The sequence below is a fragment of the Mesorhizobium sp. WSM3879 genome (genome assembly GCF_002294915.1).
Classification (GTDB): domain Bacteria; phylum Pseudomonadota; class Alphaproteobacteria; order Rhizobiales; family Rhizobiaceae; genus Mesorhizobium.
The window spans coordinates 440382-465266 of the sequence record NZ_NSFZ01000001.1; the positions used below are offsets into that span (position 1 = coordinate 440382).

Annotated in this window: 18 protein-coding genes, 1 tRNA gene and 1 pseudogene; 14 read left to right on the forward strand and 6 right to left on the reverse strand. The window is 62.0% G+C overall.

The features are described 5' to 3' along the window. The first annotated feature begins 93 nt into the window (after nucleotides 1–93). On the forward strand, nucleotides 94–1308 hold the full coding sequence (locus tag CK218_RS02150) for a DUF459 domain-containing protein (RefSeq protein WP_095826716.1): 1215 nt from the start codon (nucleotides 94–96) through the stop codon (nucleotides 1306–1308). A 38-nt stretch (nucleotides 1309–1346) separates the two neighbouring features. Here the strand turns inward: CK218_RS02150 and CK218_RS02155 are convergent, their stop codons facing one another. Both CK218_RS02155 and gltB read right to left on the reverse strand, forming a co-directional pair. After that, complete coding sequence (locus CK218_RS02155) at nucleotides 1347–2801, reverse strand: glutamate synthase subunit beta (RefSeq protein WP_095826717.1); 1455 nt, start codon at nucleotides 2799–2801, stop codon at nucleotides 1347–1349. Between the two features lie 154 nt (nucleotides 2802–2955). After that, complete coding sequence (gene gltB, locus CK218_RS02160; protein ID WP_095826863.1) at nucleotides 2956–7674, reverse strand: glutamate synthase large subunit; 4719 nt, start codon at nucleotides 7672–7674, stop codon at nucleotides 2956–2958. Nucleotides 7675–8164: 490 nt separating this feature from the next. Between gltB and CK218_RS02165 the strand changes: the two genes are divergently transcribed. Further along, nucleotides 8165–9217: a low specificity L-threonine aldolase gene (locus tag CK218_RS02165; RefSeq protein ID WP_095826864.1), complete on the forward strand. Its 1053-nt coding sequence runs from the start codon at nucleotides 8165–8167 to the stop codon at nucleotides 9215–9217. Between the two features lie 181 nt (nucleotides 9218–9398). Here CK218_RS02165 and CK218_RS02170 read toward each other — a convergent pair whose 3' ends face one another. Then, nucleotides 9399–9866, reverse strand: a complete 468-nt coding sequence (locus CK218_RS02170) for an Hsp20 family protein (protein WP_095826718.1) — start codon at nucleotides 9864–9866, stop codon at nucleotides 9399–9401. Nucleotides 9867–10328: 462 nt separating this feature from the next. Here CK218_RS02170 and CK218_RS02175 point away from each other — a divergent pair, with 462 nt between their 5' ends. Further along, on the forward strand, nucleotides 10329–11285 hold the full coding sequence (locus tag CK218_RS02175) for an alpha/beta hydrolase (RefSeq protein ID WP_095777119.1): 957 nt from the start codon (nucleotides 10329–10331) through the stop codon (nucleotides 11283–11285). A gap of 20 nt (nucleotides 11286–11305) precedes the next feature. Here CK218_RS02175 and hisN read toward each other — a convergent pair whose 3' ends face one another. Then, nucleotides 11306–12079 (reverse strand): histidinol-phosphatase, encoded by a 774-nt coding sequence (gene hisN, locus CK218_RS02180; protein WP_095826719.1) that lies wholly within the window; start codon nucleotides 12077–12079, stop codon nucleotides 11306–11308. A gap of 304 nt (nucleotides 12080–12383) precedes the next feature. Continuing rightward, entirely contained in the window at nucleotides 12384–13325 is a 942-nt protein-coding gene (locus CK218_RS02185; RefSeq protein WP_095826720.1) for an N-formylglutamate amidohydrolase, read from the reverse strand. A gap of 165 nt (nucleotides 13326–13490) precedes the next feature. Between CK218_RS02185 and CK218_RS02190 the strand changes: the two genes are divergently transcribed. The 7 genes from CK218_RS02190 to CK218_RS29920 all read left to right on the forward strand — a co-directional run bounded on the left by CK218_RS02190 (nucleotide 13491) and on the right by CK218_RS29920 (nucleotide 18599). Next, nucleotides 13491–13853 (forward strand): response regulator, encoded by a 363-nt coding sequence (locus tag CK218_RS02190; protein ID WP_006199474.1) that lies wholly within the window; start codon nucleotides 13491–13493, stop codon nucleotides 13851–13853. Nucleotides 13854–14069: 216 nt separating this feature from the next. Beyond that, nucleotides 14070–14144 (forward strand) — tRNA-Val (locus CK218_RS02195). Between the two features lie 106 nt (nucleotides 14145–14250). Next, nucleotides 14251–14805: a hypothetical protein gene (locus CK218_RS02200; RefSeq protein WP_095826721.1), complete on the forward strand. Its 555-nt coding sequence runs from the start codon at nucleotides 14251–14253 to the stop codon at nucleotides 14803–14805. 32 nt (nucleotides 14806–14837) lie between these two features. Further along, nucleotides 14838–15284: a site-specific integrase gene (locus CK218_RS02205; RefSeq protein ID WP_179294415.1), complete on the forward strand. Its 447-nt coding sequence runs from the start codon at nucleotides 14838–14840 to the stop codon at nucleotides 15282–15284. Nucleotides 15285–15667: 383 nt separating this feature from the next. Next, nucleotides 15668–16936, forward strand: a complete 1269-nt coding sequence (locus tag CK218_RS02210) for a hypothetical protein (RefSeq protein ID WP_095826723.1) — start codon at nucleotides 15668–15670, stop codon at nucleotides 16934–16936. Nucleotides 16937–16938: 2 nt separating this feature from the next. Further along, nucleotides 16939–18063, forward strand: a complete 1125-nt coding sequence (locus CK218_RS29915) for a hypothetical protein (RefSeq protein WP_143749592.1) — start codon at nucleotides 16939–16941, stop codon at nucleotides 18061–18063. Between the two features lie 353 nt (nucleotides 18064–18416). After that, nucleotides 18417–18599, forward strand: a complete 183-nt coding sequence (locus tag CK218_RS29920; protein WP_143749593.1) for a hypothetical protein — start codon at nucleotides 18417–18419, stop codon at nucleotides 18597–18599. A gap of 467 nt (nucleotides 18600–19066) precedes the next feature. Here the strand turns inward: CK218_RS29920 and CK218_RS02225 are convergent. Further along, a pseudogene (locus tag CK218_RS02225) lies at nucleotides 19067–20220 on the reverse strand (dihydrodipicolinate synthase family protein). Nucleotides 20221–20449: 229 nt separating this feature from the next. Between CK218_RS02225 and CK218_RS02230 the strand changes: the two are divergent. The 4 genes from CK218_RS02230 to CK218_RS02245 are packed head-to-tail and all read left to right on the forward strand — an operon-like array spanning nucleotide 20450 to nucleotide 24882. Then, a complete protein-coding gene (locus CK218_RS02230) occupies nucleotides 20450–21502 on the forward strand; it encodes a LacI family DNA-binding transcriptional regulator (protein WP_067002537.1) in 1053 nt (350 codons plus the stop codon). After that, nucleotides 21499–22515, forward strand: a complete 1017-nt coding sequence (locus CK218_RS02235) for a Gfo/Idh/MocA family oxidoreductase (RefSeq protein WP_095826725.1) — start codon at nucleotides 21499–21501, stop codon at nucleotides 22513–22515. Before CK218_RS02230 ends, CK218_RS02235 begins: the two co-directional genes overlap by 4 nt. Continuing rightward, a complete protein-coding gene (locus CK218_RS02240) occupies nucleotides 22512–24113 on the forward strand; it encodes an acyl CoA:acetate/3-ketoacid CoA transferase (RefSeq protein WP_095826726.1) in 1602 nt (533 codons plus the stop codon). The genes CK218_RS02235 and CK218_RS02240 overlap by 4 nt, the downstream gene beginning before the upstream one ends. Then, nucleotides 24106–24882 carry an enoyl-CoA hydratase/isomerase family protein gene (locus CK218_RS02245; RefSeq protein WP_067002763.1) on the forward strand — a complete coding sequence of 259 codons (777 nt, stop codon included), beginning with the start codon at nucleotides 24106–24108 and terminating at the stop codon, nucleotides 24880–24882. Before CK218_RS02240 ends, CK218_RS02245 begins: the two co-directional genes overlap by 8 nt. The last annotated feature ends 3 nt before the right edge of the window (nucleotides 24883–24885 follow it).

Here is a 24885-nt window from a genome sequence, read left to right on the forward strand (position 1 = left end):
CCTTTCAAAAGCGGAAAGGATGCTGTAGCGCTGCGGCCTGCGCATGACTTGCCGGCTTTTTACGTTGTCATGCGCCAAGGATGGAGACTTTCATTGGTTACGGTCGCGCGTGTCTGGCTGATCGTTCGCCGCCTGCCGATTCTCGTCCTGGCCATCGCTGTGCTTGCCGTCGCCGGCTCGAGCGCCTTTCATTCCCCGGCTTTCGCGCAGGAAGACGGAAACCGCGGCTGGTCGCTGCGCGATCTTCTTTTCCCGCGCCGCAGCGAGCGCATTGAACCCCCTGCCAATGTCCAGCCGGTGAGGCCGAAGCCGAAGGCCAGAAAACCCAAGCCGCGCCCGCCGGCCGAGCCGGAGGCGCCGGTCGTCGAAAAGGCGCCGGATGCGCGCGTCGTGCTGGTGGTCGGCGATTTCCTGGCGGGCGGGCTCGCCGAGGGTCTGGACGTCGCCTTTGCCGACAATCCGGCGGTCAGGATCGTTTCGCGCAGCAACGGCTCGTCGGGCTTCGTGCGTGACGATTTCTACAATTGGCCGGTCGAGATCAAGTCTCTGATCGAGACGGAGAAGCCGTCCGTGGTGGTGGTCATGCTTGGCTCCAACGACCGCCAGCAGATGCGCGTCGGCGACGTCCGCGAGCAGCCGCGCTCCGAGAACTGGACCAAGGAATACGAGCACCGCACCGATGCGCTGGGCAAGGCCATTCAGGATGCAAAGGTGCCGTTCCTGTGGGTCGGCATGCCGGCGTTCGGGGCGGCAAAAATGACCTCGGACATGCTCGCCTTCAACGACATCTATCATTCAGCCGCACAGACCCATGGCGGCGAGTTCGTCGATGTCTGGGACGGCTTCGTCGACGAGAACGGCGCCTTCGTCACCTCCGGTCCGGACATCAACGGCCAGCCGGTGCGCCTGCGCTCCGACGACGGCATCAACGTGACCAAGGCCGGCAAGCGCAAGCTTGCCTTCTACACCGAAAAGCCGCTGGCCAAAATCCTCGGGCTGGCGGCACCCGGAAGCGTCACCACGGTTTCCGCGCCGGCGGGCGCTCCGGTCGAGGCGTCGAAGCCTGCCGCGGCCCCTGTCATCGTCGACCGCACCGCGCCGATGCTGCTCAGCGACCCCGCGCTCGACGGCGGGACCGAGCTGCTGGGTGCCGCACCGCCAGCCAAGGCCGATCCGAATCTTCCAGGCGAAAAGCTGACCGTCGAGGGCAAGGCGCCCGTCGCCTCGCCCGGCCGAGCCGACGATTTTTCCTGGCCGCCGAAGACGCCGACCGCTTCATCGGAGACCTCGACAGCGGTGCGTCGGTAGGGCCGCAACGGAAGAGCACATCGTGGCTGCAGGTAGACTCAGCGGGGGAGTACGCTAGACCCCATCAGCGCCTCGTCGATCGCGCGCGCTGCCTGGCGGCCTTCGCGGATCGCCCACACCACCAGCGACTGGCCGCGACGGACGTCGCCCGCGGCATAGAGCCTGTCTATGCTGGTTCTGTAGTCGCGGTCGTCGGCCTCGACGTTCCGCGAGCGGCGGCTGTCGGTGACCACCTTTATCTCGCCGTCCAGCTCCTTCATGACCCCATCATTCGCCGGACCGGCAAAGCCGATGGCGATGAAGGCGAGATCGGCGCGGATGACGAACTCGGTGCCGGCGATCGGCTTGCGCTTCTCATCGACCTCGCAGCAGCGGACGCCGGTCAGCTGTCCGTCCTCGCCGATGAATTCGAGGGTCGCCACCTGGAATTCGCGCTCCGCGCCCTCGGCCTGCGAGGAAGACGTGCGCATCTTCGTCGCCCAGTAAGGCCAAACGGCGAGCTTGTCTTCCTTCTCCGGCGGCTGCGGACGGATGTCGAGCTGCGTCACGCGCACCGCGCCTTGCCGGAAGGCGGTGCCGATGCAGTCGGACGCGGTGTCGCCGCCGCCGACGACGACGACATGCTGGCCGCCGGCGATGATCGGATGTGACGGCCAGGCCACCGATTGGATCGGCTCGCCGCCGACGCGGCGGTTCTGCTGCACGAGATACGGCATGGCATCATAGACACCGCTGAGATCGTCGCCCGGAATGTTGGCCGGGCGCGGCGTTTCCGAGCCGCCGCAATAGAGCACGGCGTCGTGCTCGGCGAGGAGCTCGGCAACCGGCTTGTCGACGCCGACATTGACGCCGCAATGGAAACTCACGCCCTCGCCCTGCATCTGCTCGATGCGGCGATCGATGTAATGCTTCTCGATCTTGAAGTCGGGAATGCCGTAGCGCATCAGCCCACCCGGCCGGCTCTCGCGCTCATAGACATGCACATCGTGGCCGGCGCGGCCGAGCTGCTGGGCGGCGGCCATGCCGGCCGGCCCGGAGCCGATGACGGCAACCCGCTTGCCGGTCTTCTTTTCCGGCGGGTAGGGCCGGATGTGGCCGGTTTCATAGGCCTTGTCGGCGATCGCCTGCTCGACCGTCTTGATGGCGACCGGAATGTCCTCGAGGTTCAGCGTGCAGGCTTCCTCGCAAGGCGCCGGGCAGATGCGGCCGGTAAACTCCGGGAAATTGTTGGTCGAATGCAGGTTGCGGATCGCGCTGTCCCAGTCGCCATTGTAGACGAGGTCGTTCCAGTCCGGGATCTGGTTGTGGATCGGGCAGCCGGTCGGCCCATGGCAAAACGGGATGCCGCAATCCATGCAGCGCGCGGCCTGTTTCTCGACCTCCTTGTCCGACATCGGCAGCGTGAATTCGCGGAAATGCCGGATGCGATCCGAGGCAGGCTGGTACTTCTGCACCTGCCGGTCGATTTCGAGAAACCCTGTTACCTTGCCCATAGTCCAGTCCCTGCTGTCCGAAGGCGCGCTCGCAAGTCTAGCTTGTCGGCGCACCCGTTAACCTCATAAGGACGCCGTGGCAACCTTGGTCCGAGGTCAGGATTGTTGGTGAGGATGCCGGCCGGGCGATTACCTCCCCGGCCGTGCCCAAAGCCTATTCCGCCGCCACGCTCATGCGCATGCGCTCCATCTCGATCAGCGCGCGGCGATACTCGACCGGCATGATTTTCCGGAATTTCGGCCGGAAGCTTGCCCAATTGTCGAGGATCTCGCGGCCGCGCACCGAGCCCGTGTAATGGACGTGGTTCGAGATCAGCTGATAGAGCCGCTCCTCGTCATGGCTTGTCATGTCTCCGGAGACGTCGACGCGTCCCTTATGGTCGAGGTCACCGCCATGATGGAGCAGCTTCTCCATCAGGTCGTCCTCTTCCGGAACGGGCTCCAGCTCGACCATCGCCATGTTGCAGCGTTCGGCGAAATCGCCCTTCTCGTCGAGCACATAGGCGACGCCGCCCGACATGCCGGCGGCGAAGTTGCGGCCCGTTTTGCCGATGACCACGACGATGCCGCCGGTCATGTATTCGCAGCCATGGTCGCCGACGCCTTCGACAACGGCAACGACGCCGGAATTGCGCACCGCGAAGCGCTCGCCGGCGACGCCGGCGAAATAGGCCTCGCCCTCGGTCGCGCCGTAGAGCACCGTGTTGCCGACGATGATCGAGTCGGCCGCGACGATCTTGGCCTCTTCCGGCGGCCGGATGACGATGCGGCCGCCCGACAGGCCTTTGCCGACATAATCGTTGCCGGCGCCGACCAGCTCGAAGGAAACGCCGCGCGCGAGAAACGCACCGAAAGACTGGCCAGCCGTGCCGGTGAGCTTAACCTGGATCGTGTCCTCGCGCAGGCCTTTGTGCTTGAAGCGCTTGGCGACTTCGCCCGACAGCATCGCGCCGGCAGAGCGGTCGACATTGCGGATCGGCAGCTCGATGCTGACCGGTTGCTTGGCTTCCAGCGCCGGCTTTGCCAGCTCGATCAGCTTGCGGTCGAGCACGTCGTCGATCGGATGCTTCTGCCGCTCGGTCCAGTGCTGCGCCTCAGCCGGCGCCTCCGGCTTGAAGAACATCTTCGAGAAGTCGAGCCCGCGCGCCTTCCAGTGCTGGATCACGTCGCGCTTCTCCAGAAGGTCGGTGTCGCCGATGATCTGGTCGAGATGGGTGAAGCCCATTTCGGCGAGCAGCGCGCGCACCTCCTCCGCCACGTAGAAGAAGAAGTTGATGACATGCTCCGGCGTGCCCTTGAAGCGCTTGCGCAGCACCGGGTCCTGCGTCGCCACCCCGACCGGGCAGGTGTTCAGGTGGCACTTGCGCATCATGATGCAGCCGGCCGCAATCAGCGGCGCGGTCGAGAAGCCGAACTCGTCGGCGCCGAGCAGCGCGCCGATGATGACGTCACGGCCGGTGCGCAACCCGCCGTCGACCTGCAGCGCCACGCGGGAGCGCAGGCCGTTGAGCACCAGGGTCTGATGCGTCTCGGCGAGGCCCATTTCCCACGGGCTGCCGGCATGCTTGAGTGAGGTCAGCGGCGAAGCGCCGGTGCCGCCGTCGTAGCCGGAGATGGTGATGTGATCGGCGCGCGCCTTGGCGACGCCCGCCGCAACCGTGCCGACGCCGACCTCCGAGACCAGCTTGACCGAGACATCGGCCGCCGGATTGACGTTCTTCAAGTCGTAGATCAGCTGAGCCAGATCCTCGATCGAATAGATGTCGTGATGCGGCGGCGGCGAGATCAGGCCGACGCCTGGCGTCGAGTGTCTGACCTTGGCGATGGTGGCGTCGACCTTGTGTCCGGGCAACTGACCGCCCTCGCCGGGCTTGGCGCCTTGGGCCACCTTGATCTGCATGACGTCGGAATTGACCAGATACTCCGCCGTCACGCCGAACCGCCCCGACGCGACCTGCTTGATCGCCGAGCGTTCCGGATTCTTGCCGCCGCCGGGCAGCGGCAGATAGCGGTCGGCCTCTTCGCCGCCCTCGCCGGTGTTCGACTTGCCGCCGATGGCGTTCATCGCGCGCGCCAGCGTCGTGTGCGCTTCCCGGGAGATCGAGCCGAAGGACATCGCCCCGGTCGAGAAGCGCTTGACGATCTCGGCCGCCGGCATGACGTCTTCGATCGCGACCTTCTTGCGGCCGGTCTCTTCCGCCAGCTTGATCTCGAACAGGCCGCGGATGGTCTGCGCTCTAGCTGTCGCGCTGTCGATCTGCGCCGAATACTCCTTGAACGTGTCCCAGGAGCCCTGGCGCACGGCATGCTGCAGGCTGGCGACCGCATCCGGCGACCACATATGCGCCTCGCCGCGCATGCGGAACATGTATTCGCCGCCGACCTCGAGATTGTTGCGCAGCACCGGGTCGTTGCCGAAGGCATCGGTATGGCGGCTGAGAGTCTCGGTCGCGATCTCGTCCAGCCCGACGCCTTCGATCAGCGTCGCGGTGCCGGTGAAATACTTCTCGACGAAGTCCGACTTGAGCCCGATGGCGTCGAAGATCTGCGCACCGCAATAGGACTGGTAAGTCGAGATGCCCATCTTGGACATCACTTTGAGGATGCCCTTGCCGATCGACTTGATGTAGCGGGAGACGACCTCGTATGCGTCGACCTCCTCCGGCAGTTCGCCGCGCCTGTGCATGTCGAGCAGCGTGTCGAAGGCGAGATAGGGGTTGATCGCCTCGGCGCCGTAGCCGGCCAGGCAGCAGAAATGATGCACCTCGCGGGGCTCGCCGGATTCGACGACCAGTCCGACCGCGGTGCGCAGGCCCTTGCGGATCAGGTGATGGTGCACCGCCGCCGTCGCCAGCAAAACCGGAATGGCGATGCGGTCCGGCCCGACCTGGCGGTCGGACAGGATGATGATGTTGTAGCCGCCCGCGACCGCCGCCTCGGCGCGCTCGCAGAGCCGGTCGATGGCGCCTTGCATGCCGGCAGCGCCCTCGTTCGAACCGTAGGTGATGTCGATCGTCTTGGTGTCGAAGCGGTCCTCGGTGTGTCCGATGGAGCGGATCTTCTCGAGATCGCCGTTGGTGAGAATCGGCTGGCGCACTTCAAGCCGCTTGCGGCGCGATGTGCCGATCAGGTCGAAGATGTTCGGCCGCGGCCCGATGAAGGACACCAGGCTCATCACCAGTTCCTCACGGATCGGGTCGATCGGCGGATTGGTGACCTGAGCGAAGTTCTGCTTGAAATAGGTGTAGAGCAGCTTCGACTTGTCCGACATCGCCGAGATCGGCGTGTCGGTGCCCATCGAGCCGACCGCTTCCTGGCCGGTAGTGGCCATCGGCGCCATCAGAAGCTTCGTGTCTTCCTGTGTGTAGCCGAAGGCCTGCTGGCGATCGAGCAGGCTGACATCCTTGCGCAGCGCCCGCGGCTCGACCGGCTTCAGCTCTTCAAGAATCAACTGCGTGTTGGCGAGCCAGGTCTTGTAAGGGTGCCTGGTCGCGATCTCCGACTTGATCTCCTCGTCGGAGATGATGCGGCCCTTGGCCAGATCGATCAAAAGCATGCGGCCGGGCTGCAGCCGCCACTTCTGCACGATCTTTTCCTCCGGCACCGGCAGCACGCCGGCTTCCGAAGCCATGATGACGCGGTCGTCGTCGGTGACGATGTAGCGAGCCGGACGCAGGCCGTTGCGATCGAGCGTCGCGCCGATCTGCCGCCCGTCGGTGAAGACGACCGCCGCCGGCCCGTCCCACGGCTCCATCAGCGCGGCGTGGTATTCGTAAAACGCCTTGCGGTCGGAATCCATGAGCTTGTTGCCGGCCCAGGCTTCCGGGATCAGCATCATCATGGCGTGGCTTAAGCTATAGCCGCCCTGAAACAGGAATTCGAGCGCATTGTCGAAGCACGCCGTGTCGGACTGGCCTTCATAGGATATCGGCCACAGCTTCGAGATGTTGTTGCCGAACAGCTCGGAATCGACCGAGGCCTGACGCGCCGCCATCCAGTTGTTGTTGCCGCGCACCGTGTTGATCTCGCCGTTATGCGCGACCATGCGATAGGGATGCGCCAGCTTCCATGACGGGAAGGTGTTGGTCGAGAAGCGCTGGTGGACGAGGATCAGCGCCGTGTCGAAGCGCGGATCCTTGAGGTCCTTGTAATAGGCGCCGACTTGGTAGGCGAGGAACATGCCCTTGTAGACGATGGTGCGCGCCGACAGCGACACGCAATAGGCGCCGACATCCTTGTTGTCGTTCTCGGCATAGATGCGGCCCGAGATCACCTTGCGCAGCAGGTAGAGCCTCGCCTCGTATTCCTCGTCGTCCGGAATCTCGGCCGTGCGGCCGATGAACACCTGGCGATGGAACGGCTCGGAGGCGACAATCTCCGGCGCCTTCGACAGCGACGAATTATCGACCGGCACGTCGCGGAAGCCGATCAGCGGCAGCCCTTCGGACTGGGCCGATTCGGCGATGATGTCCTCGATATGGGCGCGAAGTGCTGCGTCCTGCGGCATGAACCAGTGGCCGACGCCATATTGGCCGGCCGGCGGCAGTTCGACGCCGTTTGCGGCCATCTCATCGCGGAAGAACCGATCCGGAATCTGCACCAGCACGCCGGCGCCGTCGCCGACCAGCGGATCGGCGCCGACAGCGCCGCGATGGGTGAGGTTTTCCAGCATCGCCAGACCGTCCTCGACGATCTGGTGCGACTTTACGCCCTTCATGTTGGCGATGAAGCCGACGCCGCAGGCGTCATGCTCGTTGCGCGGATCGTAGAGGCCCTGCGCGATCAAACCATTGGCGGTGGTACCAGTTTTGACGGCTGCCGCTTTCGTCTGCGCGGCCTGGCCGTTGATCGCAGATGGCGTCAGTTCCGTCATCGTCCTGTCCTCCGTTCCGCACCCTTCGCGGTGATTTCCCTCGGGGCGCTGGTTTGCCTTGGGAAGCACGATGCCTCCCTTCGTCCTTGCTGCACGTCTCGCGAAATTCTTGCCGAACCATGCGGCCATACGCCCGGTTCGCATCCGGTATCGTACAGGCCAGAGCGGTGCCGTCTACCCGCCGCTCGCGACAATGGCCGGAATGGCAGCGATGATATGCCAGTCCAGCCTGTTTTGTGCGACAAAATAAGACAGCACTACTGTCCTAAATTTTTTATGGCAGAAATCCCGCACCTGCACAAGACCGATTCACAAAATTCTCGGGCGTGCCGCGACACAAAATTTCGCGAAGGGATCAAAAAACGCAACCTCTAGTCAGTCGTTACGGCCCGGCTGGCTTCACCGTTTTGCGAAAGATTGGCCCTTGCGCTTCGCGCGCCAAAGCAGTCAAGTCGCGCCGCTTTCCGCCAATCACAATACGGACCTCTCGATGTTCTTTGCATCCGACAACTGGGCGGGCGTTCATCCCGACATTTCGGCGAACCTCTCCCGCCACGCGGCCGGCATCGCGACCGCGTATGGCGACGGCGACCTGGACCGCACCGTCTACCATCGCTTCAGCGAGATCTTCGAGCGGGAAGTTCAGGTGTTCTTCGTCGCCACCGGCACCGCGGCCAACGCGCTTTCGATGGCGGCGTTGAACCGTGTCGGCGGCATCGCCCTTTGTCATTCCGAAGCGCATATGAATGTCGACGAGTTCGGCGCGATGGGCTTCTACACCGGCGGCGCTCGTACGGCGCCGGTTGCGGGTCCCCTGGGGCGCATCAACCCGCAGGCTCTCGACAATGCCATCAAGCGCTATTCGCAGGATCTTGCGCCGGCCGGCCAGCCGATGGCCGTGACGATCACCCAGGCGACCGAGGTGGGCACCGTCTACACCGTCGACGACGTCAAGGCGATTGCCGAGGTCAGCCGTAGGCACAAGCTGCCGCTGCATATGGATGGCGCGCGCTTTGCCAATGCGATTGCCGCGACCGACGTCACGCCGGCGGAAATGACCTGGAGGAGCGGCGTCGACTTGATCTCCTTCGGCGGCACCAAGAACGGTTGCTGGATGGCCGACGCGGTGGTGATCTTCAACCCGGAAGTCGGCGGGGATCTGCGCCTGCTTCGCCAGCGCGCCGGACAGACCTTTTCCAAGGCGCGCTTCATCTCGGCGCAATTCGAAGCCTATTTCACCGACGACCTTTGGCTGAGGATGGCGCGGCATGCCAATGCGATGGCGGCACATCTCGCCGAGACGATCGAGGACGCGCCGGCGGGCAGGCTCGCCTGGCTGCCGCAGGCCAACGAAGTGTTCGCAATCTTCGACCGCGCTCTTGCCGAAAAGCTGCAGACCGCCGGCGCCAAATTCTATGAATGGGGCGTGCCGCAGGGTTTCGATGGCCATCTCGGCGACAAGGAAGCAATCTACCGTTTCGTCGCCAGCTTCGCCACCACCACCCAAGAGATCGACCGTCTCGGCCAACACCTCTCGCAATGATCAGGCGAGCAAAGGCCCCAGCGACAGTTCGAGGCCAAGCAGGATCAAAAAAGCCAGAAAACATCGGCGAAATGTCGCCGCGTTGATTTTCTGGCGCAGGATTAATGTCACAAACAAGCGGCGCCCTTCGGCGCCGCTTTCGTCTCGGGAGGGAGACGTTTCTTAACATGGAGCCCGCGGCTTACGCGGCGGCCTTGGCCTCGATCTGCTTGGCCTTGTCCGAAGACGAGGTGATCGCGATCTTGCGCGGCTTCAGCTCTTCCGGAATGTTGCGCTTGAGGTCGACGAAGAGCAGGCCGTTCTTCAGCGTGGCGCCCTCGACCTCAACGTGGTCGGCGAGCTGGAAGCGACGCTCGAAGGCGCGCGAAGCGATGCCGCGATAGAGCAGCTCCGAACCCTCGCCATCGTTCTCTTCCTTGCGCTCACCCTTGACGGTCAGCACATTGCGGTGCGCCTCGATCGAGATCTCGTCTTCCGAGAAGCCGGCAACCGCCATCGAGATGCGATAGGCGTTCTCGCCGGTGCGCTCGATGTTATAGGGCGGATAGGTCTGCGCGCTCTCGGGCTGGCCGAGCGTGTCGAGCATGGTGAACAGCCGGTCGAAACCGACGGTCGAACGATAAAGCGGGGAAAAATCAACGTGACGCATGATGTGTTCTCCTGTTGAGCAACATGGTTTGCGTTTGACCCGGTACGAAACCCTCGAAAGGCGTTCCGGATAGGCCAGCGGCCCCGACATCGGCGGCCGCAACCTCCATTTGGGAAGCGGAAAAGCCCATTTCAAGAACTTCGCGCACCAACTTTCCCTTCGATTTTTTCGCTCGATGAACGCCAGATGAACCGAGGCTTCGGCATCCGTTCAGCCTGGGCTCGCTAGGCTGCAGTCAACGATACGGATATGCGGCGCCTCGATCGGTGCGCCGCGACGAGGCCGACCGGGTGTAACGTCCCTTCCTCCCGGATCGACAGAGGCCGGAAGCGCGCCGCAGGTGCTTCCGGCCTTCCCGTTCAGGAAAGCGCGTATCCCGGACCTTTGCTTTTGGCGCATGGGCGTCTATCACCGTGGCGACGCCTGGCCCGCTCGGGCAAGAAGCAATCAACGAAGCGCCGAATGACGGACCTTTTCTATCTGACTGAGGGCAATCCGCCGCCGCAGAACGCTGCCGGCGGCTTCTTCACCACCCGCGACGGCAGGAAGATCCGCTACGGCGTTTTCGCCGCCGTCGCCCGCCCGCTCCAGGGCACGGTGGTGCTGCTGACCGGCCGCAACGAGTGCATCGAGAAATATTTCGAGACCATCCGCGATCTCGCCGACCGCGGATTCGGCGTCGCCACCCTCGACTGGCGCGGCCAGGGCGATTCCAGCCGCCTGCTGCGCGACCGGCAGCGCGGCTATGTCCGCAGCTTCCGCGACTACACCCGTGATCTCGAGCAGTTCTTCGAGGAGATCGTGCTGCCCGATTGCCGCGGCCCCTATTACATCCTCGCCCATTCGACGGGAGCGGTGATCGCGCTGCTTGCCTCGCCGTCGATGGTCAACCGGGTGCGACGCATGGTGCTGATCGCGCCTTTCCTGGCCGTGCCCGACTTGCGGGTTTCGATCGCCACCATAAGGCGCGTCTGCGCGGTGTTCTGCGCGCTGGGCCTCGGCCGCCTCTATGCCGCCTGGGGGCCGCGCCCGAAATTGCCGACGCCCTTCGAAATGAACAAGGTGACGTCCGACCCGGAGCGCTACCGGCGCAATACCGACATTTACAGGGCCTGGCCCCACCTTGGACTCGGTGGTCCGACCATCCGCTGGCTGAAGGCCGCCGCCGCAGCCGCGGAGGCGGTCAGCGACCCCGATTTCATGGCAAGGATCCAGGTACCGACGCTGATCGTCGGCGCCGGCGCCGACCAGGTGGTCTCGACCAAGGCGGTCGAATCCTATGCCAGACGGCTGCGCGTCGGCTCGTTGTTGATGATCGACGGCGCGCATCATGAGATCCTGCAGGAGAGGGATCTCTTTCGCGAGCAGCTCCTGGCGGCCTTCGATGCTTTTGTTCCGGGAACCGGCGACGCTGCCTGATCACGGAACGACGCCGCGGATCAGCCGCGCAGCGCCGCCATTGCCGCGGCGTGCAACTCCGGCGTCGCCGCCGCCAATATGTCGCCGCCGTTTTCTGCCGGCCCGCCTTCGAAGGTGGTGACGACGCCGCCCGCCTTCTCGATGATCGGGATCAGCGCCACGATGTCGTAGGGTTTCAAACCCGGATCGGCGACGATATCGACGCTGCCCGCCGCCACCATGGCGAAGGCGTAGCAGTCGGTGCCATAGCGGGCGAGCTGCACCTGTTTCTCGAACTCGTCATAGCGGTTGCGCGCCGCGCCCTTGAACAGCGCCGGCGTGGTGGTGAACAGGGTCGCCTGCGAAAGCTCCGTCGTCTTGCGCGTCGCGAGCTTGCGCGGGCCACCCGGGCCTTCGTAATGCGAGCCGGAGGCATTGGCATAGAACAACTCGCCGGTGAAGGGCTGCGACATCAGGCCGGCTACGGCATCGCCGTCGATCGTCAGTCCGACCAGCGTTCCCCAGACCGGCAGGCCGGAAATGAAGGCGCGTGTGCCGTCGATCGGGTCGATGACCCAGACATGCCGGCTCGAAATGTTCTCGCTGCCATGCTCCTCGCCGAGGATGCCGTGATCGGGATACTCCGCCGAGATAAGCGCCCGGATCGCCCGCTCGGCCTCGCGATCGGCTTCCGTCACCGGATCGAAGCTCTCCGCCAGCTTATTGGCGACTGCGGCCTGGCTGCGGAAGCGAGGCAAGGTCTCGGCGGCGGCGGCACGCGCGATGCGCCGCATGAAGTCGATGCTGATATCCAACCCACTCTCCCCGTTGCGGCAACCATCTCGCAGCCGCTGTCTTCTTGTCGGACCGGAGCGTGAAACCGGGTCAGGCGCCCTCGCCTGTTGCCTCAAAGTCACACGTCAGGCGCCGAAACCGGATTTGCACATCATATTGAATTAAAAAAGCCTGAAGTCGATTGACATTTGTGCATCGCACAATACTTTTGTTCTCGGACAGCTTATCCTGTCCATGCCCTCCTTGGGCGTTTCCTCCCTAGACTTCGACCGTGTCGTGAAAACGATGCGGTCTTTTTTTGAGCTGCGGTTCCCAGCGCCGCCGTCATTCGGCGGCGAGCGGCAGGTCGAGGAAATGATGGCCGGGCATCGAAATCAGTTCGGCCGAAAACCGCGTCAGGTCGTCGGCTAAAGCGTCGAAGCCGGCCGATTTCTGGAATGTCCGCTCGTTCATGTAGAGCCCGCGATTGACCTCGATCTGCAGCGCGTGGAGACGACGCGCCGGCCGCCCGTAATGCTCGGTTATGAAGCCGCCGGCATAAGGCTTGTTATGCGCGACAGCGTAGCCCATTCCGGTGAGCAGGCCGATCGCCCTCTCGGTTAGAGCCGCGCTGGCGGAAATGCCGAAACGGTCGCCGATGATGAAGTCCGGCCGCGCGCCATTGTCGCCGACCCGGACGCTGGCCGGCATCGAATGGCAGTCGATCAGCACGGCATAGCCGAACCTGGCGTGGGTCCTGGTCAATAGCCGCTTCAGCGTCTCGTGATAGGGCTTGTAGACGGCCTCTATGCGTCCCACGGCCTCGGAGAGCGGCAGACGCCCGGGATAGATGTCGAGCCCTTCCCCCACCAGCTTCGGCACGGTGCCCAGCCCGCCCGCGACGCGGGCCGAACGGATATTGCAGAAGGACGGCACCGGCTCCGCGAACATGCGCGGATCGAGTTCCCACGGTTCGCGATTGACGTCGAGATAGGCGCGCGGGAAATTTGCCGCCAGCATGGGCGCGCCGAGCGCGACGGCGCCGCCGAACAGCTCATCGACATAGCAATCCTCCGACCGGCGTATGGCGTTGCGGTCGAGCCGCACCATGGCCAGGAAGCGCTCGGGATAATGGCGGCCGCTATGCGGCGAATTGAACAGGAAAGCTACGCGTTGCTCGGCGCCCGATCGGATTTCGAAGGGTGGTGTGACCGAAAAATCCTCGGCTGCCGTCTTCAATTTGAACGAACCAGGACGAAGCACTGCATCATGATGCGAAACTGCCATCTTGCGTCCGGCATGTCCAGCATTTCAGCCCCGCGAAATGCACAGTCGAAGTGGTCGCGACAAGGCCAACGTTCACTTGATGTTTACCGTCTCCTCCTCATATACAGGATGGTTAACGGGCTTGCCCGGCGGCAGGCTTGGGGCGGGTGATTCGGACGGGATACGATGGCACGCATTCTTCTGGCGGAAGACGACGACGATATGCGCCGGTTCCTCGTCAAGGCGCTGGAACGCGCCGGCTACCAGGTGAGCGATTTCGACAACGGCGCCAGCGCCTATGAGCGGCTGCGCGAAGAGCCTTTTTCGCTGCTTCTGACCGACATCGTCATGCCGGAGATGGACGGCATCGAGCTTGCCCGCCGCGCCACTGAGATCGATCCGGATCTCAAGGTCATGTTCATCACCGGCTTCGCTGCCGTCGCGCTCAATCCGGATTCCAAGGCGCCCAAGGACGCCAAGGTGCTGTCGAAGCCGTTCCATCTGCGCGATCTCGTCAACGAGGTCGAGAAGATGCTTCAGGCGGCCTAAAGGGTTTTTCCGGCCGACGCATGTCGTCCAAAACGGCGCAGCGGCTGGGAAAACGACATCCACAAAAACAAAGATCTAAGCGCGTCACTCGAACCCGTTTCGACGCGACTCGCTTTAGGCATCGGCGCTTCCGCCGCTGCGGCGAAACGGAGCTTTCTTTTCTTGTTCCTGCTATTGACGCGCCGGACCAAAAATGGTGTATGCGCGGCTTCGGATGGGCGTGTAGCTCAGCGGGAGAGCACTGCATTGACATTGCAGGGGTCACAAGTTCAATCCTTGTCACGCCCACCATCCGATTTCTGATAGCTTTTCAGTAGGTTAGCTCTCAGAATCAATCCCATCGAAAGATCCTTGATTTGGCTGCTGGTCACAAACTGGTCACAGCAAAGGGTTCGTCATGGCCACAATTCGGAAGCACCGCGACAAGTACCAGGTGCAGGTTCGCAGGAAGGGCGTTGCCCCCTTAACCAAGACATTCATACTGCTTGCCGACGCCAAATGGGCAAGGCATCAAGAGAGACTGGCAGACAGGGCAGAGCTTGGACCCGACAGAAAGGCACTGGAGAGGATCACCCTTGCCAAACTTGTCCAACGCTACCTTGAGGAAATCGTGCCCGCCAAGAAAGGGGCCGAAATCGAGAGGATCGTGCTTGAAGCCTTCGTCCGGCACAGGATTTGCAAAAAGCGTCTCTCGGAACTGACAACAGCCGACTTTGCCACCTATCGAGACGAACGGCTGAAAACGATCACCACCACATCCCTAAAGCGCCAAATCGCTCCGCTCAGCAACATGTTCGAGATCGCTAGGCTGGATTGGAATCTCCCTCTCCGCAGCAATCCACTTACCGACCTTTCCTTGAAGGTCACGGATAACAAGAGGGACAGACGGCTAAGGGAAGGCGAGTTCGAAGAGCTCCTGCAGGCAGGCCGAAAACCAGAAACCCTTTCCTGATGCCAATCGTTCGGCTGGCGCTGGAAACTGCGATGAGACGGGGAGAGATTATCGCCCTACGGTTCCGGGACGTGGACATTGAGCGCTGCACGGCAATCATTCGGGACTCGAAGAACGGCCATTCAAGGACTATTCCGCTTTCATCGCTGGCCGTGGCCATCCTTGAGACAACCGTTGCCGTGATGAGCGACAAGGCCAAATCACAGAATGCGCGTCTCTTCCCTGTCACGCCTGTTGCGATACGTCTCGCGTGGGACAAGCTGACAAAAAGGGCGAAGATAGACGACCTGCATTTTCACGACCTGCGGCACGAAGCGATTTCCCGGTATTTCGAGAAAGGTCTGACGGTGCCGGAAGTGGCGTCCATCAGCGGTCATCGGGATATTCGAATGCTGCTGCGATATGCCCACGCCGACAAGGGAAAGCTTGCGAAAAAGCTGAATGCATCCCTTGTGGACGAGGACACACAGGACAGTTAGGACGACCTCCAGAAGCGGCATTGCTCAGCAGCATGCCTATCAATTCTTGCCAAAGGTCTTTGGGTTATCTCCGAGGCCTTTTTCTTTGCGCCCTTATGAAATTCGAACGCTCGATGATCCGTGAACGCGTTAGGGCTGGCCTGACCAGAGCTGTGGCGAATGGTAAAACATTGGGCCGCAGGCCGCTGAGACTGGATGTCCATTCGATTGCCCAGGATCGCCAACGCGGCCTTTCCATCCGAAAAATTGCGTCAATACACGGCATTTCCGTGGGTACAGTCCACAAATTGGCGAGTACGCTTCCTGATACCCCCTAGTTAAACACGCCAAGTCGATTAAAAGGGCTTGGGCAAATTCAAGGGGCGAGTCGCGTCGAAAACAGCATGGAAAAGAAAACGAAAGGTGCGTGGCTTCTTGCCCAGTCTAAAAATTTGGATTCCGTCACTGGAGCCGGTGCGGCTCGGCTGGAGACAATTTCCTACGCAGGACGGGTCGGCAGGCTTTACAATCTTCTCCGACGCAATATCGCCGATAATCCAAACCCTACCCTAGACAAAGACACGATTTCTAAGGTTTGCCAGTTGAATGGCATTGACCGTTCAGCGCGTGAAGTCGGACTCAAAATTTTGCAAGACCTTGGGCGAATTGACGTTGCCAGAAATGAATCCGTAAGTGTCCTTGGCGCGACAAGCACTGCTGTCTTAGAGGTCACCGCCGACATTTTCGCCGAAGCTACGCCCACCACCGATGAAGAAGCCGTAATCGAGCTTTCAGAAAAAGTAGCAGAAAAGCCGCTTAGCCGGAAAGATGCGATGGAGTACGTTGGTGACGTTTTCCATATAGCAGGCGACGATACCTCCAATCTGATCGACCTCTGCAAAACCACTGCAATTATTGACGAAGAGGCAGATCGCGGTCGTACAATCCTATTCAATTCTAATACATTTCGCGATGGTCAGTACGCTAAAAAGACGTTGTTGGTTTTGGAATGTCTTACGGCTTCCGAAAGATCTAACCTTATGGAGATTCAGGAAAAACTTCGACGAAACGGCGCACTCTTTGATGGTGAAGTCGAACGGATACTGGGCCACGATTTGTATAGGCGGCTAGTAAGTGTCGGCTTCTTTGACCGGATGGAAGTTAGCAACAGCACGGAAGCAGTTGGCTATATAGCGTCACCAAACGATTTTCAGAAGTTCGGGAGACCTTTTGAGGATGACCCGATCGATGACGCAAAGGCTCTTCTTGCTTCGCTTACGTATGGTCAAACCAGAAGCAACTACGTCAGGGGAAATATCACAATGCCTGATGCCCTGCTTAGAGCTTTGATTGCGGGGCGCGAAATTGGGAAAAATGGCGTTCGCGCTATTGGCGAAGATTATAAGGAACTCGAGGCTAGACAGGTGGTGCAGGTGCATGAGCGCGGCTATGGACGTTATACAATGAGCCTGCTCAAAAAAGATGTTGGTGAACTCGCTTTAACAATCGTTCGCGGCGGAGCTGCTGCACAGGAGGCTGTTCTCATGGATGATTCAGCCGCGACGTCTTTTAAGGGACCTCACATCGTGCGATCGGACGTTAGGCAAAAGAACACCGTTGGCGACAAGCGTTTCGTCACCGACGCTTTGGATCGTCTGAGAAGCGGAGGCTAAGAATGGCGGGAGCACCGAAGGGGGCAGCGCTAGAGGAACTTGTTAGGGCATATTTCGCCCGCCAAGGCTTCTTCGCGTTAAGGGGTGTTTCGTTTCGCTTCGATGATGAAGAAGTTACAGATATTGACGTTTGGCTTTACGGTCGGCAGTCAGCCAGCTTGAGAACCCGCACCATCGTAGACGTCAAAGACAAGCGCTCACCAAAGGCATTTGAGCGCATTTTGTGGACAAGAGGGGTTCAACTGGCACTAGGGTGCGACCGAGCAGTCGTGGCCACAACCGACACTAACCCAAAAATAGTGAGGTTTGCCCAACAACAAAAAGTTGCCCTCTTGACGAGGCAATTCCTTGAGCGTCTTCAAAAAAATGTGAGCACCGAAACCCGCCAATCAGCCGAGCAGTTCGCTGCTAATATCCAGAGCAATCCCAATCACAAGCAAGACGGAGATTGGCTTCGCCGGATAGCTGACGCTAAGTCAGCACTAATTAGCCTTTCTGGATATCCAGCATTTAACAAGGCGATCTCCACGTTTCGCTTTTTTGGAGAGCGAGTAGAAACGAGAGCTCTGAACCGAGAGCAGGCACTACGGGGCGCCTATATCGCGGCTGCGTTGGCATGCATCGCATTAGACAGTGCACTAGAACGTTCGGTTTACGAAGATACCGCTGCTAGGTTCAGGTCAATCGCGAATGGTGTCACGTACGGCGACGCTGGCGATGGGCGTGTTCAATCGAGTATTGATTCGGTCTTGAACGTATTGTCTGGGGCGATGGAAAATGGGCGGGTAGTTGCGACCCAGGCAAGAGATGCTTTTGAGCGGTTATTTGAGCAAGTTAGGTCTGATATAATAGCTGAATTTTTTTCAAGAGAGCACAATTCTGCATCTCTATTCACCGTTGCAAGGGAACTTGACGAGCGAGCGCACAGCATTGATCCATCGACTCTTCTTGAACTATCGACTGAAGCGAAGTCTGTGTTGGGAGTATTTGCCGATTTTGTAGCGGTAAAACGCGGGCTACTGTTCGGAGGACAACTTCATAGAGGCCTAGGCCACAGTGCCTCCGAAGGTGGTCAATCCAAATTTGTCGATGATAAGCCACCATTGAAACAGGATAAGCTCCTTTAGCCAAGGCCAGCCTCATGGAGCGATGTCTTTTCGGTCACACTCTGGTCACAACCGAAGCCCGAGAGCACCCTTTTTGTTGAGTATTGCGTGTAGCTAGGAAAGATCGTAGACTGCTGTAAGCAGCTGAATTTATTCAGTCTTTCGATCGGAGCGAATGCGACGTCAGCGGGAGAGCACTGCATTGACATTGCAGGGGTCACAAGTTCAATCCTTGTCACGCCCACCATCCTTTCAATAACTTAGTTAAGCCATTGTGCCGATTGGCACAGAAACTCCGGGTCGAAGATTTCCAACCGCGACCCCGGAACCAAAGCGGACGCGTTCCGTTGCACGCCAAATGGGGACTGGCTGCAATGGCCGAAGACGACGACCGTTTCTCGACGGTCTATATAGATTCCATCAAATTGCGCGCCGAGCGGTATCGGCTTCGAGCCGAAGTGGACGCCGAACGGCAACAAGCGCGACGGATCCGCAGCGAACTGCAATCGGCCCGAGAGCGAACCTGGATATTCCGGCAACGCCCAGAAGATCTCTGACGCCCGCAGTGCAACTGATCTGACGCTCGCGAGTTCACCTTCATCGTCGGCAACTAGCAAAGGACGCCGGCGGCTGAGAGACAGCGACCGCGCTCCCGTCTGAACCAAGACCGGAGACGCGCCATGCGAGACCGATTTCCCGACAATCCGCGTCCGCGCCCTCTTCAAGCCGAGAGCGACAGGAAACTCCTCGCCCAAACGCGAGATGTGATCAATCGTTCGAGGCAGAAGCTCATCGACACAGAACCGCAGATCGATCCGCACCGGTTGAAGCGGATTTCTCGCAAAGCCACTGGGGTCTAGACCTCGGCCTGCGGGAACATGCCGCTACTGCCGATCGGCCGGCCTAATGATGGTCCACGACCGCGGTGCCAACCTCCTCCAGTTGAAGTTCGACTGCTGCCGGTCCAAGCCCGATATCAGGGTTACAATTTTCGCCAGCGGCAGGGAAGCGAGAGGCGACCCTCTCAGACGCCCGAGACGGCGCAAAGCGCTTTCATCCTGGCGACGGCGAGATCTGGATCGGCCAGCAATCCCGCCTGATCGGCGAGACGGAAGACATCGGCGTAGTGGCAGATGCCGCGCGCCGACTGCATGCCGCCGACCATGGTGAAATGATCCTGGTGGCCATTCAGCCAGGCCATGAAGACGATGCCTGCCTTGTAAAATTCCGTCGGGGCTTCGAAGATCTTGCGCGACAGCGGCACGGTCGGCGCCATCAGCGCGTCATAGCCGGCCCGGTCGCCCTCGGCGAGCCTGGCCAACGCGGGTTGGCCACCGTCGCGATGGCATCGAAGATGCCGAGCAGCGCATGCGAGTGCCTCTTGCCGTCGCCCGCGATCAACTCCGGATAGTTGAAATCGTCACCCGTGAACATCACCACGCCTTCAGGCAGGCGGTCGCGCAGCAGCACCTCCTTATGGGCGTCGAGCAGCGATATCTTTATGCCTTCGACCTTGTCGGCGTGCCGCTCGATGATGGCGACCACGGTGTCCAGGGCGGTATCGAAATCATTGCTGCCCCAATAGCCCTTGAGCGCCGGATCGAACATGTCGCCCAGCCAGTGCAGGATCACCTTGCCGGAGGCTTGGCCGAGGATGCGGTCGTAGACGCGGGCATAGTCGTCCGGGCCTTTGGCCACGGCCGCCAGCGCGCGGCTTGCCATCATGATCGCCTTGCCGCCCCCGCCTTCGATAAAGGCGAACTGCTCCTCATAGGCTCGGATCACATCGTCCAGCGACTTTGCCGCGGCCGGCGCCAGATGGTCGGTGCCGGCGCCGGAAGCGAGATCGGCGCCTTTCACCGTGCGCGCCTCGGCGATCGAGCGCCGGATCAGTTCTTTCGCGCTCGCCCAGTCGAAACCCATGCCGCGCTGCGAGGTGTCCATCGCCTCGGCGATGCGGAAGCCGAGCCGCCACAGGTGATGACGGAACGCCATGGTCTTGTCCCAGTCGACCGCCGGCCGCGACCAGGGATCGGTCATGGCGAAGGGGTTGGCGACGACATGGGCAGCGGCATAGGCGACGCGCGGGAAATCCGCGCCGATGATGGGCTGCGCCGGTTGGCCGACCAGCCGGTAGCCGACACGATCGCCATTCTTCGCAGGCAGGATGATGTCCATCGAACTCTCCCTTTGCGGCAGCCTATAGAGGAACGTTCCAATAAATCAAGAACCTTTATGATCCCTGCGGCTGAAGCGATCCAACGCAGCATCGCGGTCCTAAGCCCATGCGTTCTCTGGAGACCGATCAATTTTTCGAAATCAACATGATTCCCAGTTGACTCCGGTTTGACGCAATGTTTAGAACGTTCCAATAAATTCTAACACCGGACACGGGGGAAGCACGGATATGGCCAGCCGGGCCAAGGCGACGATCCTGGATATCGCCCGTGAGGCCGGCGTGTCCAAATCGACGGTATCGCTCGTGCTGCAAGGCAGCGGGCTGATCCGGCCTGAGACGGCGCTCAAGGTCCGCAAGGCGATCGAGGATGTCGGTTATGTCTACAACCGCGGCGCCGCCAACCTGCGCAAGGCGCATTCCAACGTCATCGGCATGGTGATCAACGATCTCACCAATCCCTTCTTCGCCGAGCTGGCTGTCAGCATGGAGCGCGTCTTTCAGGCCGCCGGCATCGTGCCCTTCATCGCCAACACCGCGGAAAATCCGGTCCGCCAGGAAGAAGTGCTGAAGTCGCTGCTGGAACAAGGCGTCGCCGGTCTGATCGTCTCGCCGGCGCGCGGCACCACGCCCGGCGCCTTCCGCCGCATCGAGGCTGCCGGCGTGCCGGTCGTCTTCGCCATGCGCCGCCTGCCCGAGAGCCGCATCCCGGCAATCGCGCCCGACAACCATCGCGGCGCCTATCTCGCCACTCAGCATCTGATCGGCAAGGGCCACCGCCGGCTGGCTTTCTTCGGCGGTTCGTCCGACCTCGTTGTCTATCACGACAGGCTCGGCGGCTTCATCGAGGCCTGCGAGGCGCTTGGGATCCCGACCGCCAACCGAACGATTGTCGAAGGCGAGACCAGCCGCAGAGGCGGCATGGCCTGCCTGGAGACCGCGCTTGCGGCAGCCGAGCCGCCGACAGCCGCGCTTTGCTTCAACGACGCCGTCGCTTTCGGCGTCATGCTCGCGCTGCGCAAGCGCGGCCTGGAGGCCGGGGCCGACTTCGCCGTGGTCGGTTTCGACGACGTGGCCGAAGCCGAGCACTACATGCCGGCGCTGACCAGCGTCGCCGTCGACACCCCAGGCCTTGGCGAGCGCGCCGCGCACGTCATGCTGAAGATGATCCAGTCGCGCACGACGCGCGCCGAGGACCATATCGGCGCGGTCAGCCTCGTCGTCAGGGAAAGCTGCGGCCCGAGCCGCAGCGCGCACGGCACTGGAATGGGAGACGCGGCATGAGCGTGAGATGGGGCCTGATCGGCGCGAGCACGATCGCCAGGCAGTTCATGGTCAACGCCATTCGCGCGCAGGCCGACGGCGCGGTTGCCGCCGTGATGAGCTCCAGCGCAGAGCGGGCTCAAGGCTACGCCAAGGAAAACGGCATTCCTAAAGCCGTCTCGACGCTCGATGCGCTGCTTGGCTCGGACATTGATGCCGTCTACATCTCGACCACCAATGAGCTGCATCTCGAACAGGGGCTGGCCGCCATCAAGGCCGGCAAGCATGTGCTCTGCGAAAAGCCGCTGGCGCTGACCAGCGCCGATGCGCGCAAGATGGTGGCGGCGGCCAGGAAAGCCGGCATCGTGTTCGGCACCAACCATCATCTGCGCAATGCCGGCGCGCACCGGGCGATGCGCGAGGCAATCGCAACCGGCCGTATCGGCAAACCGATCGCCGCGCGTGTCTTCCATTCCGTCTATCTGCCTGAAAGCCTGCAGGGCTGGCGCATCACCAGGCCCGAAGCCGGGGGCGGCGTGGTGCTCGACATCACGGTGCACGATGCAGACACGCTGCGCTTCGTGCTCGGCGACGATCCGGTCGAGATCTCGGCCTTCACACAGTCGGCCGGCATGGCCGGCGGCGGGCTGGAGGACGGCGCGATGTGCATCTGGCGCTTCAAGTCCGGCGTCATTGCGCAATCGCATGAAGGCTTCACGACCAAGTTCGCCGGCATCGGTTTCGAAGTGCATGGGTCGGAGGGCTCGCTGATCGCCACCGATGTGATGACGCAGAAGCCAGTCGGCTCGGTGCTACTGCGCACTGCAAATGGCGAGGAAGAGCTGAGCTTCGATCGCGAGGACCTCTACACCCGCTCGCTGCGCCAGTTCCATGCCGCGATCCGCGGCGAAGGCCAGCCTTCGGCCACCGGCGAGGACGGCATTTGGTCGCTGGCATCCGCCGAAGCAGCACTGCAATCATCGAAGACCGGCAAGGCCGTGATCATCGATCCGCAACGCGGGAGCCTCGCGTGAGCAAGCTCGTCACGGCAGCGCATGCCGCCAGCCTGATCAAGGACGGCATGGTTGTCTCGGTGTCGTCCTCGAGCGGCCTCGGCTGCCCCGACGCCGTGCTCGCCGCCATCGGCGAGCGCTTCGATGCGGAAGGGCATCCGAGAGCGATCACCACGCTGCACCCGATCGCCGCCGGCGACATGTACGGCATCAAGGGCATCGACCATCTCGCCAAGCCTGGCCTGCTCAAGCGCACGCTCTGCGGCTCGTATCCGTCCGGTCCCTCCTCCGCCGAGCCGCCGCGGATCTGGCAGATGATCGGCGACGACTCGGTCGCGGCTTACAACGTGCCCTCCGGCATCCTCTTCGACATGCATCGCGAGGCGGCCGCCAAGCGTCCCGGCGTGCTGACCAAGGTCGGCCTCGACACCTTCGCCGACCCGCGCCACCAGGGTTGCGCCATGAACGCCGCCGCCAGCGAGCCGATCGTCTCGGTGCAGCAGTTCGACGGCGAGGAGTGGCTCTATTTCCGCGCCGTCATCCCCAACGTCTCGATCATCCGCGCCACCTCCGCCGACGAGCGCGGCAATCTCACCTACGAGCATGAGGGCGCCTATCTCGGCGGTCTCGAACAGGCATTGGCTGCCCGCAACAATGGCGGCATCGTCATTGCGCAGGTGAAGCGCATCGTCGAGAACGGCACCCTCAAGCCGCACGATGTGCGCGTGCCCGGCGTCTTGGTCGACCATATCGTAGTCGCCCCCGATCAGTTGCAGACCACGCAGACGGCTTACGACCCGGCGATCTCGGGCGAGATCTTCCGGCCGCTCTCCACCTTCCGCACCCCGGAGATGAACATCCAGAAGGTGATCGCGCGCCGCGTCGCCATGGAGTTGCGCGACGGCATGGCCGTCAATATCGGCTTCGGCATCTCCGCCAACGTGCCGCGCATTCTTCTCGAGGAAGGCCAGCACGGCAAGGTCACGTGGGTGATCGAGCAGGGCGCGGTCGGCGGCGTGCCGCTGCTCGACTTCAAGTTCGGCTGCGCCTCGAATGCCGAGGCGATCATGCCCTCGCCGCACCAGTTCATCTATTTCCAGGCCGGCGGCTTTGACGCCTCGCTCCTGTCCTTCCTGCAGATCGACCGCCACGGCTCGGTCAACGTGTCGAAGCTTTCGGCGAGACCGCATGTGACGGCTGGCGCCGGCGGCTTCGTCGATATCACCGCGCGGGCGAAGAAGATCGTCTTCTCCGGCTTCTTCAATGCTGGCGCCAAGCTTTCGCTGGCGAACGGCACCCTCCGCATCGACCAGGAAGGCAAGGTGAAAAAGATCGTCGAGGAGGTCGAGCATATCTCCTTCTCCGGCAAGCGCGCGGTCGCGCAAGGCCAGGACATCACCTATGTCACCGAACGCTGTGTGATGAAGCTGACCCAGGACGGGCTGATGGTGACCGAGCTGGCGCCCGGCATCGATCTCGAACGCGATGTGCTGGCGCAGGCCGACACTCCGCTCGCCGTCGCAAACGACCTCAAGATCACGCCGGCGTCGCTCTATCAGGACCGGCCGATCGGCCTGTCGCTCAATGGCGGCGCTTCGCTTGGAGGCGCGCATGGCTGAACGCCTCGTCACCTTCGAGCAGGATGGCGTGATCGGTACCGTGACGCTCAGGCGGCCGGAAAAGTTCAACGCGCTCGACATTCCGATGCTGCGCGCGCTCGAAGCCGCACTCGATAAGGCCGAGTTGACCGAGGGTGTCCGTGTCGTGCTCATCCGCGGCGAAGGCAAAGGCTTCTGCGCCGGCGGCGATGTCGAGGCCTGGGCACAATTAAGCGCCGCCGATTTCCAGGTTCAATGGGTGCGCTACGGCCATCGTGTCTTCGACCGCCTGGCGCGGCTTCGGCAACCGACCATCGCCGTGCTGTCCGGCCATGCGCTGGGCGGCGGCTTGGAATTGGCCGCCGCCTGCGATTTTCGCGTCGCCGAAACCCAGATCAAGCTCGGCTTTCCCGAGACCTCGATCGGCGTCGTGCCCGGCTGGTCTGGTACGCAGCGCGCCGTGCGCCGCTTCGGCGCGCAAACGGTGCGGCGCATGGCAATAGGGGGCGAAGTCCTGCTGGCTAACGAGGCGCTTGCCCTCGGCGTCGTCGACCGCGTCGTCGAAACCGGCAAGGCCTTGGATGAAGCAAAAGCCTGGGGAGAAAAGATCGCCGAGCGTGGTCCGCTCGCAACCGAGGCCGCCAAGCTGATGATCGGCATTGCCGAAGGCGAGGAAGACGCCGCCGCCACGGAAGCGCTGGCCAGCGGCTTCATTGCGCTCACCGGCGATCTCAAGGCCGGTGTCGGCGCCTTCAAGGCCAGGCACAAGCCGGACTTTTCGAGATCCTAGAGA

Coding starts and splice junctions, on each gene's coding strand:
- CK218_RS02235 (WP_095826725.1), top strand. CDS start 21,499: ATGAGCGTGAGATGGGGCCTGATCGGCGCGAGCACGATCGCCAGGCAG.
- CK218_RS02170 (WP_095826718.1), bottom strand. CDS start 9,866: ATGCGTCACGTTGATTTTTCCCCGCTTTATCGTTCGACCGTCGGTTTC.
- CK218_RS02175 (WP_095777119.1), top strand. CDS start 10,329: ATGACGGACCTTTTCTATCTGACTGAGGGCAATCCGCCGCCGCAGAAC.
- CK218_RS02205 (WP_179294415.1), top strand. CDS start 14,838: ATGAGACGGGGAGAGATTATCGCCCTACGGTTCCGGGACGTGGACATT.
- CK218_RS02185 (WP_095826720.1), bottom strand. CDS start 13,325: ATGGCAGTTTCGCATCATGATGCAGTGCTTCGTCCTGGTTCGTTCAAA.
- CK218_RS29920 (WP_143749593.1), top strand. CDS start 18,417: ATGGCCGAAGACGACGACCGTTTCTCGACGGTCTATATAGATTCCATC.
- CK218_RS02200 (WP_095826721.1), top strand. CDS start 14,251: ATGGCCACAATTCGGAAGCACCGCGACAAGTACCAGGTGCAGGTTCGC.
- CK218_RS02190 (WP_006199474.1), top strand. CDS start 13,491: ATGGCACGCATTCTTCTGGCGGAAGACGACGACGATATGCGCCGGTTC.
- CK218_RS02230 (WP_067002537.1), top strand. CDS start 20,450: ATGGCCAGCCGGGCCAAGGCGACGATCCTGGATATCGCCCGTGAGGCC.
- CK218_RS02165 (WP_095826864.1), top strand. CDS start 8,165: ATGTTCTTTGCATCCGACAACTGGGCGGGCGTTCATCCCGACATTTCG.
- CK218_RS02155 (WP_095826717.1), bottom strand. CDS start 2,801: ATGGGCAAGGTAACAGGGTTTCTCGAAATCGACCGGCAGGTGCAGAAG.
- CK218_RS02245 (WP_067002763.1), top strand. CDS start 24,106: ATGGCTGAACGCCTCGTCACCTTCGAGCAGGATGGCGTGATCGGTACC.
- gltB (WP_095826863.1), bottom strand. CDS start 7,674: ATGACGGAACTGACGCCATCTGCGATCAACGGCCAGGCCGCGCAGACG.
- CK218_RS29915 (WP_143749592.1), top strand. CDS start 16,939: ATGGCGGGAGCACCGAAGGGGGCAGCGCTAGAGGAACTTGTTAGGGCA.
- CK218_RS02210 (WP_095826723.1), top strand. CDS start 15,668: ATGGAAAAGAAAACGAAAGGTGCGTGGCTTCTTGCCCAGTCTAAAAAT.